Origin of the sequence: Rhizobacter sp., assembly GCF_035702065.1 — a bacterium.
Taxonomy (GTDB): Bacteria; Pseudomonadota; Gammaproteobacteria; order Burkholderiales; family Burkholderiaceae_C; genus Rhizobacter.
In genome coordinates this window covers 1-13321 of the sequence record NZ_DASSRA010000079.1, presented here as the reverse complement: position 1 = coordinate 13321, position 13321 = coordinate 1, and the positions used below count along the sequence as shown (strand labels likewise).

The 13321-nt window shown below is 68.8% G+C and carries 11 protein-coding genes and 1 pseudogene; 6 read left to right on the top strand and 6 right to left on the bottom strand.

What is annotated here, in order from left to right:
• Both VFL64_RS03805 and VFL64_RS03800 read left to right on the top strand, forming a co-directional pair.
• Nucleotides 1-918: pseudogene (locus tag VFL64_RS03805) on the top strand (lipocalin-like domain-containing protein); the annotation flags it as partial.
• Between the two features lie 131 nt (nt 919-1049).
• Complete coding sequence (locus VFL64_RS03800; protein WP_489539055.1) at nt 1050-1859, top strand: GGDEF domain-containing protein; 810 nt, start codon at nt 1050-1052, stop codon at nt 1857-1859.
• Nucleotides 1860-1893: 34 nt separating this feature from the next.
• Here the strand turns inward: VFL64_RS03800 and VFL64_RS03795 are convergent, their stop codons facing one another.
• The 4 genes from VFL64_RS03795 to VFL64_RS03780 form a co-directional block, all read right to left on the bottom strand.
• Complete coding sequence (locus VFL64_RS03795; RefSeq protein WP_489539054.1) at nt 1894-3510, bottom strand: DHA2 family efflux MFS transporter permease subunit; 1617 nt, start codon at nt 3508-3510, stop codon at nt 1894-1896.
• A gap of 19 nt (nt 3511-3529) precedes the next feature.
• Nucleotides 3530-4849, bottom strand: coding sequence for an EmrA/EmrK family multidrug efflux transporter periplasmic adaptor subunit (locus VFL64_RS03790; protein ID WP_489539053.1), 1320 nt, complete (start codon nt 4847-4849; stop codon nt 3530-3532).
• 40 nt (nt 4850-4889) lie between these two features.
• Nucleotides 4890-6374 (bottom strand): efflux transporter outer membrane subunit, encoded by a 1485-nt coding sequence (locus VFL64_RS03785; RefSeq protein ID WP_489539052.1) that lies wholly within the window; start codon nt 6372-6374, stop codon nt 4890-4892.
• Between the two features lie 84 nt (nt 6375-6458).
• Nucleotides 6459-6941: a MarR family winged helix-turn-helix transcriptional regulator gene (locus VFL64_RS03780; protein ID WP_489539051.1), complete on the bottom strand. Its 483-nt coding sequence runs from the start codon at nt 6939-6941 to the stop codon at nt 6459-6461.
• 115 nt (nt 6942-7056) lie between these two features.
• Here VFL64_RS03780 and VFL64_RS03775 point away from each other — a divergent pair, with 115 nt between their 5' ends.
• The 4 genes from VFL64_RS03775 to VFL64_RS03760 all read left to right on the top strand — a co-directional run bounded on the left by VFL64_RS03775 (nt 7057) and on the right by VFL64_RS03760 (nt 11775).
• On the top strand, nt 7057-8838 hold the full coding sequence (locus VFL64_RS03775; protein ID WP_489539050.1) for an ABC transporter transmembrane domain-containing protein: 1782 nt from the start codon (nt 7057-7059) through the stop codon (nt 8836-8838).
• 130 nt (nt 8839-8968) lie between these two features.
• On the top strand, nt 8969-9625 hold the full coding sequence (locus tag VFL64_RS03770) for a YiaD family glycine zipper/OmpA-like lipoprotein (protein ID WP_489539049.1): 657 nt from the start codon (nt 8969-8971) through the stop codon (nt 9623-9625).
• 159 nt (nt 9626-9784) lie between these two features.
• On the top strand, nt 9785-10558 hold the full coding sequence (locus VFL64_RS03765) for a thymidylate synthase (protein WP_489539056.1): 774 nt from the start codon (nt 9785-9787) through the stop codon (nt 10556-10558).
• Nucleotides 10555-11775, top strand: a complete 1221-nt coding sequence (locus tag VFL64_RS03760) for an alpha/beta fold hydrolase (protein ID WP_489539048.1) — start codon at nt 10555-10557, stop codon at nt 11773-11775. The genes VFL64_RS03765 and VFL64_RS03760 overlap by 4 nt, the downstream gene beginning before the upstream one ends.
• Nucleotide 11776: 1 nt before the next feature.
• Here VFL64_RS03760 and VFL64_RS03755 read toward each other — a convergent pair whose 3' ends face one another.
• Together VFL64_RS03755 and VFL64_RS03750 are read right to left on the bottom strand one after the other, a co-directional pair.
• On the bottom strand, nt 11777-12244 hold the full coding sequence (locus VFL64_RS03755) for a VOC family protein (RefSeq protein WP_489539047.1): 468 nt from the start codon (nt 12242-12244) through the stop codon (nt 11777-11779).
• Nucleotides 12241-13321 (bottom strand): biotin/lipoyl-containing protein (locus tag VFL64_RS03750; protein ID WP_489539046.1); only part of this gene is annotated, 1081 nt, incomplete at its 5' end. The genes VFL64_RS03755 and VFL64_RS03750, both read right to left, overlap by 4 nt.

Below are 13321 nucleotides of genomic sequence, written 5' to 3'. Positions count from 1 at the left end.
CACCGGAGCCCTGCAGGCGGGTGAGCGGCTGTTCGGCTTCCAGGTCACCTTCTTTCGCTCGCGCACGGGCCTGCCGGGGGCAGCAGCCGCTTCGCCGCCCGGCAGATCGTGTTCGCCCACGCCGCACTGAGCGACGTGCAGGCTGCCCGCCAACGGCACGACCAGCGCATCGCCCGCGCCGGCTTCGGAATCGCCGAGGCGGCCGAGGGCGACACCGCCGTGCGGCTGCGCGACTGGTCGTTGCAGCGCGACAACGCCGGCCGCTACCGCACCGAGATCCAGAGCGACGACGCCGGCTTCCGCCTGGGCCTCCTGCTGGCCCCCACCCAGCCCCTGCTGCTGCAAGGCGACGCCGGCTTCTCGCGCAAGGGGGCGCAGCCCGGCCTCGCCAGCCACTACTACAGCGAGCCGCAGCTGGCGGCCAGCGGCACGCTCACGCTCGACGGCCGCGACCTGCCCGTGCAAGGCCGCGCCTGGCTCGACCACGAATGGGCCGACACCCTGCTCGGCCCCGACACCGTCGGCTGGGACTGGATCGGCATGAACCTCGACGACGGCAGTGCCCTCACCGCCTTCCGCCTGCGACGCGCCGACGGCAGCACGCTCTACGCCGGCGGCAGCCTGCGCCGGCCCGGTGGCGCGGTGCGCAGCTTCGGGCCCGACGAAGTGCGCTTCACGCCCGGGCGCACCTGGCTAAGCCCCGCCTCGCAGGCACGCTACCCGGTGCAATGGACCCTCGACACGCCCGCCGGCCGCCACACCGTGCAGGCCCTGTTCGACGCGCAAGAACTCGACAGCCGCTCCAGCACCGGCGCCTTCTACTGGGAAGGCCTGAGCGACCTGCTCGACCCCCAAGGCCGGCGCGTCGGCCGTGGCTACCTGGAGATGACCGGCTACGCCGGCCGGCTCAGGCTCTAGGCCATAGGACACTTTCATTTCAAGTAGGCAGCAAAAAGCGTGCTTATTGCCGCGACATCGCCTGCACATGTGCCTCAAAATCAAGCACACGCGCACCTGCCCCCGTGGTAAGGCGGGTAGCGCCAATACCCATGACCCAGCCTTCCGCCTTCGACAATCTCGCCAAACGCCCGGCCGCACCGCCGGTGTTGGCGCTCCTGTGGGCGCTGTTCGCCGCACAGAGCGCCGTGGCCGCGAGCGTGTGGGCCGCCTGCCTGGCCGTGGGGCTGGTCGCCCACCGCCTGGGCACCCGCAGTGCCGCACCGCTGGCCGAGCTGCCGCCGCCCAAGGAGCCGCCGCAACCCATCCGCCCCCTGCAACAGCCCAGGCGGCGCCGCACCGATGCCGCCCTGCCCAGCGGTGGCATGCGGCCTGTGACGACCGAATCGCTGCTGACCAGTCACCGCGACAACCTCATCGAGCAGTGCAGCGCCGATTCGCTGGCCAACACCGCCGAGTACCTGTCGCAAGACTTCCAGTCGCGCCACCAGACCCTGTGCGTGCTGCACGTGGGGCTGGACGGCTTCGGCCCGCTCGTCGAGAGCTACGGCCGTGAAGCCGCCCACCAGGTGCTGATCCAGGTGGCGCGCCGCTTGCGCCACCTCGCCCGCAGCGAAGACAAGGTGCTTCGCCTGCGCGACACCGAGTTCGTGCTGCTGCTGGGCGGCCCGGCCGAAGAGACCAAGCCCTTCCTCTTCGCGATGAAGGCGCGGGTGATCGCCGAACTACAGCGTGCGTTCGCCTACCGAACGTTGAGCAACCTGCACATCAATTGCAGCGTGGGCTTCGCCATCCATCCGCTGGACGGCACCACTGGCCAGCAATTGATACATCACGCAGAAGAATCGCTGGCGGAAGCCCGCAGCCGCCAGGTCTTGTCGCGCCAGGCTCAATTCGCCTGAGGCGCCTGAATCAGGGGTGACGGCATAGGGCGCATCAGTGCGCCCCGCCACCGTCCGCCGCCGCGCCGCCCATCTGCGGTTTCGTCAGCCACACCATGCCCAGCAGCAGCACGAACAGCACCGACGACAGCCAGAAGATGTCGGTTGCGGCCATGGTGAACGCCTGCTGGTTGATCAGCCGGTCGATCGTCGCCAGCGACTGCTCGTTGCTGTAGCCGGCGGCACCGAGCTGGCTCAGCGTCTGCATGGCCGTGTCGTTGCCGCGGTTGATGCTCTCGGCGATCTGCGCGTGGTGCATCACGGCGCGGCTCTCCCACACGGTGGTGAAGAGCGAGGTGCCGATCGCGCCCGCAGTGATGCGAACAAAGTTCGAGAGCCCCGCGGCCGCCGGCATCTGCTGAGGCGCCAGCCCCGAGAAGGTGATGGCCTGCAGCGGGATGAAGAAGAAGGCCATCGCCGCGCCCTGGATCACGGTCGGAATGATGATGGTCGCGAAGTCGGCCTGCACGTTGAAGTGCGAGCGCATCCACAGCACCAGCGAGAAGCCGAGGAAGGCCACGGTGGTGAGCGCGCGCGGGTCGATGCGCCGCACGTTCTTGCCCACCCAGGGCGAGAGCACGATCGCCAGCAGCCCCACCGGTGCGAGCGCGAAGCCGGCCCAGGTGGCGGTGTAGCCCATGTACTGCTGCAGCCACAGCGGCATCAACACCACGTTGCCGAAGAAGAGCCCGTAGGCCACCGCCAGCGAGGTCGAGCCGAGCCAGAAGTTGCGGCGCACGAAGAGGCGCAGGTCGACGATGGGGTGCTTTTCGGTCAGCTCCCAGGCCAGGAAGAACAGGAAGCTCACCGCCGACACCACCGCGAGCGCAATGATCTGGTTGGACTCGAACCAGTCGAGCTCCTTGCCCTTGTCGATCATGATCTGCAGCGCACCGACGAAGAGCACCAGCAAAGCCAGGCCCACGTAGTCGAGCGGCACGCGGCGCGGGCCGGGGTCGCGGGTGCGGTAGATCGACCAGGTGGCCGCAGCCGCGACCAGGCCCACGGGCACGTTGATGTAGAAGATCCACGGCCAGGAGATCACGTCGGTGATCCAGCCGCCGAGCAGCGGCCCCACCACCGGCGCGACCAGCACCGTCATCGCCCACATGGCCATCGCGATGCCTGCCTTGGCGGGCGGGTAGCTGGCCAGCAGCAATGTCTGCGAGAGCGGGATCATCGGCCCGGCGACCAGGCCCTGCAGCACGCGAAAGGCGATCAGCGACTCGATGTTCGGCGCCAGGCCGCACAGCCACGAGGCCAGCACGAAGAGCAGGATGCTGGCGGTGAACAGGCGCACCTGGCCGAAGCGCTGCGTGAGCCAGCCGGTGAGCGGCACGCTGATCGCGTTGGCCACGCCGAAGGAAGTGATGACCCAGGTGCCTTGCGCCGGGCTCACGCCCATGTCGCCGGAGATCGCGGGAATGGACACGTTCGCGATCGAGCTGTCGAGCACGTTCATGAACGTGGCCAGCGACAGCGCGATCGTGCCCAGCACGAGCTGGCTGCCCGTGAGTGGCGCGAAGGCCACGGGCGCCTTCGTTGCAGGGGCCGGCGCGGGTGTGGGCGTGGGTGCGGATGAGGCCGGCAGATCGGCCGTGGTGGAAGACATGCTCAGCCTCTATGGATGCTTACTTGCCCGCAGCGATGGAACCGGCCGCCGACGAGGCCAGGGCCGACACCGGCGTGCCCGCCAGGGCGGAAGCCGGCGCCGAAGCACGGCTGGCCTGCACAGGAGCACCCTTCGCGCTGCGGCCCAGGTTGGCCGCAATGATCTTGCGCACTTCGGCATCGGCATCCATCGAGCCGGCCTGGATGGCGCCGGCCTGGGCCACGCTGGTGCTGCGCGGCGCATCGGCCAGCGTCTTGCCGCTGGTGTCGCTGATGTCCACGCGCGCCTCCATCGACAGGCCCACGCGCAGCGGGTGCTCGGCCAGTTGCTTGGCGTCGAGCGCCACACGCACCGGCAGGCGCTGCACGACCTTGATCCAGTTGCCGGTGGCGTTCTGCGCCGGCAGCAGGGCGAAGGCCGCGCCGGTGCCGGCGCCCAGGCCTTCGACCTTGCCGTGGTACTCGACCTTGGTGCCGTACATGTCGGCGGTGAGCGTCACCGGCTGGCCGATGCGCAGGTTGCGCAGCTGGCTTTCCTTGAAGTTGGCATCGACCCAGACCTGGTTGAGCGCGATCACCGACATCAGCGGCGCACCGGCCGGTACGCGCTGGCCGAGCTGCACGCTGCGCTTGGCGACATAGCCGTCGACCGGTGCAGCCAGGTCGGTGCGCTTGACCGCGAGGTAGGCCTCGCGCACGCGCGCCGCGGCGCGCTGCACGCTCGGGTGCTCCTCGACCGAGGTGTTGTCGGTGAGCGCCTGGTTGGAGGCGAGCTGCTCACGCGCCGCGGTGATGGCCGACTGCGCGGCGGCCACCGCGCTCTTGGCGGCGGTGAGCTGGGCTGTGCTGTGGTTGAACTCTTCCTTGCCGACGGCACCGGTGGCCAGCAGCGGCGTGCGGCGGGCCACGTCGTCTTCGGCGCGGGCCACGTCGCTCTGGGCGCGGGCCAGGTCCGCCTCGCGCAGCGCGATCTGCGCCTTCAGCGTGGCGTTGTTGCCGAACAGGGTGCGCACCTCGCGCACGGTCTGCGCGAGCTGGGCCTCGGCCTGGTCGAGCGCGACCTGCGCATCGGCCGGGTCGAGCTTGACGATCACCTGGCCGGCCTTGACGAAGTCGGTGTCATCGGCGTTGATGGCGAGCACGGTGCCACCGACCTGCGGCGTGAGCTGCACCACGTTGCCCTGCACGTAGGCGTTGTCGGTGTGCTCGAAGTGGTTGAGCACGAGGGCGTAGTAGGCGCCGTAGGCGATGCCGGCGACCGCAACGGCGGCGGCCACGGCGGTGAGTGCTTTCTTGCGGGCCGGGTTGCCGGCGGCGGTGGCTTGCTGGGGAGCGTTCATGGTGTTCTCCGGGGAATGCGTTTCGGTACAGCGTTGGTGTTCAGCGGGCGGCGGCGACGCGGGTGTCGGGCGTGGTGTAGCCCCCGCCCAGCGCACGGATGAGGGCCACCTGCGTGTCGACGGCGCGTGTCTTCAGCTCGGTGGCGGCGCGGCGCTGCGTGAGCACGTTGGACTCGGCGTTGAGCACCGTGAGGTAGGTGCCCAGGCCGGCCTTGTAGCGCTGCACGGCCAGGTCGTAGGCCGCCTCGGCAGCCACCTGTGCCGCGGCCTGCTCGGTCTGCTGGCGTGCGATGGATTGCAGCGAGGTGATCTGGTCGGCCACGTCGCGCACCGCGTCGATCACGGTGGCGTTGTAGGTCTCCACCGCGGCGTCGAGGTCGGCCGAGCGGCCACGCAGGTTGGCGCGCAGGCGGCCCGAATCGAAGATGGGCAGGCGGATCGCCGGGCCCACGCCGTACTGCTCGCTGGTGCTGCGGAACAGGCGGTCCAGGCCGATGCTCGACACGCCGGCGAAGGCCACGAGGTTGATGTTGGGATAGAACTGCGCGCGCGCCACGGCCACGTCGCTGGTGGCGGCCTCCACACGCCAGCGCGCGGCGCTGATGTCGGCGCGGCGGCCCAGCAGGTCGGCCGGCACGCTGGCGGGCAGCGGCACGGCTTGCACGGCGGTGAGCTGCGGCGTGAGCTGGTCCAGCGCCTGCGGGGCCTGCGCGGTGAGCGCGGCCAGGGCGTGGCGCGTGAGGGTGATCTGCTCTTCCAGCCCTTCGAGCACCAGGCGCGTCTCGGGCAGCAGGCTTTCGCCCTGCTTCAGCTCGACCTGCGTGTCCAGCCCGGCCTGCACGCGCTGGCGGATCAGTGCGAGCGTCTCTTCGCGCTGGGCCAGGGTGCGGCGCGTCACCTCGCGCAGCTCGACCTGGCGGGCCAGCTGCAGGTAGGTGCGTGCCACGTTGGTGGCCAGCAGCACGCGGGCCGCCTGCACGTCGGCCTCGATGGCGCGCTGGGTGCCCACCGCCGCCTCGATCGCGGCGCGGTTGCGGCCGAAGAAGTCGAGCTCCCAGGAAGCGTTGAACTGCACCGTGCCGGTCTCGGCAAAGTTGCCGGCCAGCGGCGCGGGAACCATGCCGTTGGTGGTGTAGCGCTGGCGCATGGCCTCCGCCGAGAGGTTGACCTGCGGGCCGTCGGCGGAGCGGGTGATGTCGGTGGCCGACTGGGCACGCGCCAGGCGGGCCTGCGCCACCTTGAGGTTGGGATTGCCTTCGAGCGCCTGCGTCACCAGGGCTGAGAGCTTGTCGTCGCCGAAGTTCTTCCACCACTCGGTGGCGATCGGGGCGGCGGCGTCGGCATCTGCCGCACCCAGCGTGGCCGGGGTCACCGGCTTGGCCGCTGACGGGTCGATGCCGGCGGTGCTGGCGCAGCCGGCCAGCGTGAGCACCAGGGTCGAGGCGAGCGCGACGACAAGCGTCGACAGCGCAGGCAGGTGCCGGGCGGCGGCGTCGCTCAGGGTGAGTTTGCAGGAGGTGGACATGGTCGCTTTTCGTGAAACTTGTTCGGGCTTTATTTGCTTAGGCATGTATTCAGGCGCGATTCGGCGTGTAAATGACACAAGGCCTCAAGGGGCCTCGCGCATCGCCTCTCCGTTGGCCACCATGCGGCGCAGGTATCCGGTGAGGGCCTGCCATTCGGTCTTGGAGAACCCGGCCAGGTGGGCATTCATCACCTCGACCAAAGCCGCGGGGATCTTGTCGGCCGCGGCCTCGCCTTCGGGCGTGAGTTCGAGGTTGACGACACGGCGGTCTTCGGTGGAGCGCACCCGCTTGCACAGGCCCTTGGCCTCCAGCCGGTCGAGCAGGCGGGTGGTGGCGCCGGGGTCGGTCTGCAGCTCGCGGGCGAGCTCGGCCACGGTCGAGGCCATGCACTTGCGCAGCTTGTACAGCGGCTCCCATTGCGCATTGGTCAGGCCGTGGGGTTCCAGGCGCCTGTCGGTTTCCTGCTTCATCGAGGTGAGCAGGCGGCGCAGCAGGTAGCCCACGCTCTCATCCGCCGAATATTCATTCGGGCGGTAGAAGTCGGCGGGGGGCAAGGGTTTGGGCATCGTTTGGCTCCTGTGATGGGAATTTAGATGCCTAGGCAATGAATGTCAAGGCTTGGTTTTGTCAACTTTGCCCATCGGCCCGTGCAGTACCTCTCCACTGGCTAGACTGCGCGCCATGCCCAACACGCCCTCTCCCGCCGCCGGCCGCAGCGTCCGCTCCCTCAACGGCCTGTGGCCCTTCCTGCGGCCCTACCGGCTGCCCATCGGTTTGGCGATGGTCTTCCTGGTGCTGGCCGCGGGCGCCACGCTGGTGTTCCCCATCGCGCTCAAGTCGCTGATTGACCAGGGGCTCGTTGCCAGCGACCCCGGCGCGCGCGTGATGGCGCTGCGCGAACACTTCTTCGCCCTCTTCGCCGTGGGCGCGGCACTGGGCGTGTTCTCGGCCGCACGCTTCTACGCCGTCACCTGGCTGGGCGAGCGCGTCACGGCTGACCTGCGCAACGCCGTCTACAGCCATGTGGTGAAGCAGAGCCCCGAGTTCTTCGAGACCACGCAGACCGGCGAGGTGCTGTCGCGCCTGACCACCGACACCACGCTCGTGCAGACGGTGGTGGGCTCCAGCCTCTCGATGGGCCTGCGCAACACGGTGATGGGCGTGGGCGCGATGGTCATGCTCGTCATCACCAACCCCTACGTGATGTCGCAGGTGCTGGGCGTGCTCATCATCGTGGTGCTGCCTTCGCTGTACTTCGGCCGGCGCGTGCGCAAGCTCAGCCGCGCCAGCCAGGACCGTGTGGCCGATTCGTCGGCCATCGCCGCCGAGGTGCTGAACGCCATCCCGGTGGTGCAGAGCTACACGCAGGAGCAACGCGAGGCCACGCGCTTCGACCAGTCGACCGAGCACGCCTTTCATACCGCGATCAAGCGCACACGCATGCGCTCGTTCCTGGTCGCCTTCATCATCACCGCCACCTTCGGCGCGCTGCTGTGGGGCCTGTACCAGGGCACGCAGGCGGTTGCACGCGGCGAGATCTCGGCCGGCCACCTGGGGCAGACGGTGGTGTTCGTGATCATCCTCGTGAGCAGCGTGGCCGTGCTTTCCGAGGTGTACGGCGACCTGCTGCGCGCCGCCGGCGCCACCGAGCGCTTGATGGAGTTGCTGGACGCGCGCTCGCCGATCGAGTCGCCTGCGCAGCCTGTGGCGCTGCCCATCACGCGCGCAGGCTCGGCGGTCGCGCTGAATGACGTGACCTTCCACTACCCTTCCCGCCCACAGCACCCTTCTCTTCAGCACCTCACCCTGCAGGTGCAACCCGGCGAGACGGTGGCCATCGTCGGCCCGAGCGGTGCCGGCAAGAGCACGGTGTTCCAGCTCTTGCTGCGCTTCTACGACACCACCGCCGGCACGGTGAGCATCGACGGTGTGCCGGTGCGCGACACCTCGCTGCATGCGCTGCGCCAGCGCATCGGCATCGTGCCGCAAGAGAGCGTGATCTTCTCGGCCAATGCCATGGAGAACATCCGCTACGGCAAGCCCGAGGCCACGGACGAAGAAGTGATCGCCGCCGCGCGCGCCGCCTTTGCCGACGACTTCCTGCGCCAGCTGCCCGAGGGCTACAACACCTTCCTCGGCGAGCGCGGTGTGCGCCTCTCTGGCGGCCAGCGGCAGCGCATCAGCATCGCGCGCGCCATGCTCAAGAACCCGCCGCTGCTGCTGCTCGACGAAGCCACCAGCGCGCTCGATGCCGAGAGCGAACGCATGGTGCAGGCCGCGCTCGAATCGGCGATGAAGGGCCGCACCACGCTCGTCATCGCGCACCGCCTGGCCACTGTGCAACGCGCCGATCGCATCGTGGTGATGGAGCACGGCCGCATCGTCGAGACCGGCACGCATGCGGAACTCGCCGCCGCCGGCGGGCTCTATGCACGGCTGGCCGCGCTGCAGTTCGAACCCTGAACGCAGCAAAAACGCAAAGAAGTGTTTCGGCTGTAGGCCGGTACCCACATGGCGCGTTGAGAAGCTCTGACAGACAGCGCCTTCATCGCCCGGACACACTGGCCGGCAAACATCATTCAGGAGAAGAACCATGCGCAGACCCCTCACCCTCCTCGCCACCTCGCTCGCCGCCGGCTCGCTGCTGCTCGCCGGCTGCGAAAACATGAGCCCCGAAGCGAAGGGCACCGCAGCCGGTGCCGGCATCGGCGCGGCCACCGGCGCCGTGATCAGCGCCGCCACCGGCGGCAAGGCGGGCGTGGGTGCCGCAGTCGGCGGCGCCGTCGGCGCGGTGGCTGGCAACATCTGGTCCAAGAAGCAGGAAGAGCGCAAGCGCCAGATGGAGCAGGCGACGCAAGGCACGGGCGTCGACGTCACCCGCACGGCCGACAACCAGCTCAAACTCAACGTGCCGAGCGACATCTCGTTCGCCGTCAACCGCGCCGACATCAAGCCCGAGCTGCGCTCGGTGCTCGACAGCTTTGCCGGCAGCTTGCAAGGTGACCCGAATGTGCGCGTGAGCATCGTCGGCCACACCGACAGCACCGGCAGCGATGCGATCAACAACCCGCTGTCGGTGGAACGTGCGCAGAGCGTGCGCGACTACCTCGCGGGGCGCGGCTTCCCGCCTTCGCGCGTCGAGACTTCGGGACGCGGCTCGCACGAGCCGATCGCCGACAACGGCAGCGAGGCTGGCCGGGCCAAGAACCGGCGCGTGGAGATCTTCTTGCGCGAGCCCGGCCAGGGTTAAGGCCCCCCAGTCGCTTCGCTCCTGCCCCCAAGGGGCGCCGCCTGGCGGACCGGCAAAGCCGGATCCGCGGGCGTTGCTTGATCTCAAGCAGTCATAATTTGCGATCCGATTCGGAGATTCGCAGTGACCCGCCCCATCCGTTCCCAGTACGAAGACTTCATGCGGCACGTGTACACGCACGGCGTGGCCAAGACCGACCGCACCGGCACCGGCACACGCAGCGTGTTCGGCCACCAGATGCGCTTCGACCTGAACGAAGGCTTCCCGCTCGTCACCACCAAGAAGGTGTTCACCAAGGCGGTGATCCTGGAGCTGCTGTGGTTCCTGCGCGGCGACAGCAATGCCAAATGGCTGCAGGAGCGCGGCGTGACCATCTGGGACGAATGGGCCGCCCCCAACGGCGACCTGGGCCCGGTGTACGGTGTGCAGTGGCGCTCCTGGCCCACGCCCGACGGCGGCCACATCGACCAGATCGCCGAGGTGGTGAAGGCGCTCAAGACCAACCCCGATTCACGCCGCATCATCGTGAGTGCCTGGAACGTGGCCGAGCTGTCGAAGATGGCGCTGATGCCCTGCCACGCCTTCTTCCAGTTCTACGTGGCCGAAGGCCGCTTAAGCTGCCAGCTGTATCAACGCAGCGCCGACATCTTCCTCGGCGTGCCCTTCAACATCGCCAGCTACGCGTTGCTCACGCACATGTTGGCGCAGCAGTGCGACCTGCAGGTGGGCGAGTTCATCTGGACCGGTGGCGACTGCCACATCTACAGCAACCACCACGAGCAGGTGGAGCTGCAGCTCTCGCGCCAGCCGCACCCCTACCCCCTGCTGCGCATCAAGCGCCGGCCGGAATCGATCTTCGACTACCAGCTCGAAGACTTCGAGATCGCCGACTACCAGCACCACGAGGCCATCAAGGCGCCGGTGGCGGTGTGAAGCGGCTCTTCGCGGCGGCAGCCCTTCTGCTCGCTGCCGCCGCGGCGAGCGCCCAACCCGCCGACAGCCCTTTCCTGCCGCCGCTGGAGCCTACCGGCCCGGCCGATGCCGTCTTCACCACCGAGGCAGAGCTCGCACGCTGGCCCGACTGGCGCGCCATCGAAACCGCCACGCTGCAGCAGGCCGAGCTGACGCGCGGTTCGTTCAGCGGGGCCGACGGTGCCAAGATCCACTACCGGCTCTACCGCCACCGGGCTGAGCGCCGCGGCGGCATCGTGCTCGTCTCAGGGCGCACCGAAGGCCTGGTGCTCTACCAGGAGCTGATCCACGACCTGGTGCGCAACGGCTACTCGGTCTACATCCACGACCACCGCGGCCAGGGCTTCTCGCAGCGTCTGCTGGCCGACGACACCAGCATCGGCTACGTGAAGGAGTTCGACCACTACGTGAGCGACCTCGCGGCATTCATCTCAGGGCCGGTGCGCACCGCTCGCGGAGAAGGAAACAAGCCGCTGTACCTGTTGGCCCACTCGATGGGCGGCGCGATCTCGGCGCTGTACCTGGAGCGCGTTCCGCGCGACGGCGTCGCCGCCGCTGCGCTGGTCACGCCCATGATGGAACCGTGGGTGGCCAGCAGCGCCGACGCCGGCATCGCCACGCGACTCGTCGACAGTTACTGCAAGCAGCACAGCCGCAAGCGCGAGGGATGGATCGGGTCGTTCCTGGAAACGCGTTACGCCGACGGCGCGCCTTTCGACGACGAATACGCCGCCTTGCGCAACGCCTGGCCCGGTGCCAACAACGACCTCACGCACAGCGCGCTGCGCTTCGAGCGCCATTGGGTGGCGCAAGACCAGGCGCGCTGCGACGGCCCCGATTGCGGCTCGCCCCACGCCAAAGTGGGCGGCGTGTCCTTCCGCTGGCTCAACCAGTCGTGCATGGCCACCGAGCAGGCACGTGGGCCGGCGGCGCGCCGCATCGCGGTACCGGTGCTGCTGTTGCAAGGCGAGCGCGACACGGTCGTCAAGCCCGGCGCACAGAAGCAGTTCTGCGACGAGCTCAATGCCGGCAACGGACCGGGCTACTGCGTGGGCCGCCGGCTGCCGCAGGCGCGGCATGCGCTGTTCATCGAGTCCGACACCTACCGCACACCGGCATTGCGCCGCGCGCTCGGCTTCTTCGACTGCGTGGGTGCAGGCACCTCACGCTGCGAATGAATCAGCCCAGCGCCGCCACGATCTCCGGCGGCGCCTGCACCAGTTCGATCAGCACGCCCTCGCCTGCCACCGGGAACTCGTCGTTGCTCTTGGGGTGCAGGAAGCAGATGTCATAGCCCGCCGCACCCTTGCGGATGCCGCCCGGCGCGAAGCGCACGCCGTTGGCCGTGAGCCACTCCACCGCCTTGGGCAGGTCGTCGATCCACAGGCCGATGTGGTTGAGCGGCGTGGTGTGCACCGCGGGCTTCTTCTCGGGGTCGAGCGGCTGCATCAGGTCGACCTCGACCTTGAACGCGCCCTTGCCCATGGCGCAGATGTCTTCGTCGACGTTCTCGCGTTCGCTGACGAAGTTGCCGGTGACCTCGAGCCCCAGCTTGTCGACCCACAGCGTGCGCAGGCGGTCCTTGCTGGGCCCGCCGATGGCGACTTGCTGGATGCCCAGCACCTTGAACGGTCGATTCGCGCTCATTGGAACTTGATGATGACTTGGTCGACGGAGAGCGATTCGCCCTTGCTTGCGGCCACTTCGGCGACCACGCAGTCCTGCGTCGCGAGCAGGATGTTCTCCATCTTCATCGCCTCGATGACCGCCAGCTTCTCGCCGGCCATCACCTTCTGGCCCGGCGTGACGGCCACGTCGACCAGCAGGCCCGGCATGGGCGAGAGCAGGAACTTCGAGAGGTCGGGCGGCGCCTTGAAAGGCATCAGCGCATTCAGCTCGGCCGCGCGTGGCGTGAGCACCTTGGCCTCGATCTGCGTGCCGTTGTGCGAGATGCGGTACGACAGGCCCTGCGCCTCGATCTGCGCGCAGAACGGCTCGCCGTCGAAGCTGCCACGGATCACCACGTCGCGCAGCGGCGACTGGAAGGCCACGCGGTAGGTCTTGCCCGCCTTTGTGTCACCGCCCACGTTCACGTCGAAGCCCGCGCCCTGGGCCACGATGCTCACCGGCAGCTGCTCGAACTTGCCTTCGCCCAGCGAGGTGACCACCACGTAGTCGTCGCCCGGCTGGAACTCATGGCCGGGCATCTGGCCGGTGATGCGTGTGGCGCGCTTGAGCATCTTGCGGTGGGCCACGGCGGCCAGCACGCGCAGGAACATCGGGTCATCGTGCGGCACCGCCTCGGCGGTGAAGCCCTTGCCGTAGTGCTCGGCGATGAAGCCGGTGTTGAAGTCGCCCGCCACGAACTTGGGGTGCGCCAGCAGCGCGGCCTGGAACGGGATGTTGGAGCTGATGCCGCGGATGGCGAAGGCGTTGAGCGCCGCGCGCATCTTGGTGATGGCCTCGGCGCGGTCCTTCCCGTGCACGATGAGCTTGGCGATCATCGAGTCGTAGTACATCGGGATCTCGCCGCCTTCGTAGACGCCGGTGTCCACGCGCACGCCATTGCCTTCAGGCGGCGGTGCGTACTTCACCAGGCGGCCGGTCGACGGCAGGAAGCTGCGGAACGGGTCTTCGGCGTTGATGCGGCACTCCATCGCCCAGCCATCGCGCTTCACGTCGGCTTGCGTGAAGGGCAGCTTCTCGCCGGCCGCCACGCGGATC

What these genes read in the sequence shown, in the direction of transcription:
- VFL64_RS03765 (WP_489539056.1), top strand. Translation starts at nt 9,785, where the DNA reads ATGCGGCACGTGTACACGCACGGCGTGGCCAAGACCGACCGCACCGGC.
- VFL64_RS03795 (WP_489539054.1), bottom strand. Translation starts at nt 3,510, where the DNA reads ATGTCTTCCACCACGGCCGATCTGCCGGCCTCATCCGCACCCACGCCC.
- VFL64_RS03775 (WP_489539050.1), top strand. Translation starts at nt 7,057, where the DNA reads ATGCCCAACACGCCCTCTCCCGCCGCCGGCCGCAGCGTCCGCTCCCTC.
- VFL64_RS03790 (WP_489539053.1), bottom strand. Translation starts at nt 4,849, where the DNA reads ATGAACGCTCCCCAGCAAGCCACCGCCGCCGGCAACCCGGCCCGCAAG.
- VFL64_RS03755 (WP_489539047.1), bottom strand. Translation starts at nt 12,244, where the DNA reads ATGAGCGCGAATCGACCGTTCAAGGTGCTGGGCATCCAGCAAGTCGCC.
- VFL64_RS03780 (WP_489539051.1), bottom strand. Translation starts at nt 6,941, where the DNA reads ATGCCCAAACCCTTGCCCCCCGCCGACTTCTACCGCCCGAATGAATAT.
- VFL64_RS03800 (WP_489539055.1), top strand. Translation starts at nt 1,050, where the DNA reads ATGACCCAGCCTTCCGCCTTCGACAATCTCGCCAAACGCCCGGCCGCA.
- VFL64_RS03785 (WP_489539052.1), bottom strand. Translation starts at nt 6,374, where the DNA reads ATGTCCACCTCCTGCAAACTCACCCTGAGCGACGCCGCCGCCCGGCAC.
- VFL64_RS03770 (WP_489539049.1), top strand. Translation starts at nt 8,969, where the DNA reads ATGCGCAGACCCCTCACCCTCCTCGCCACCTCGCTCGCCGCCGGCTCG.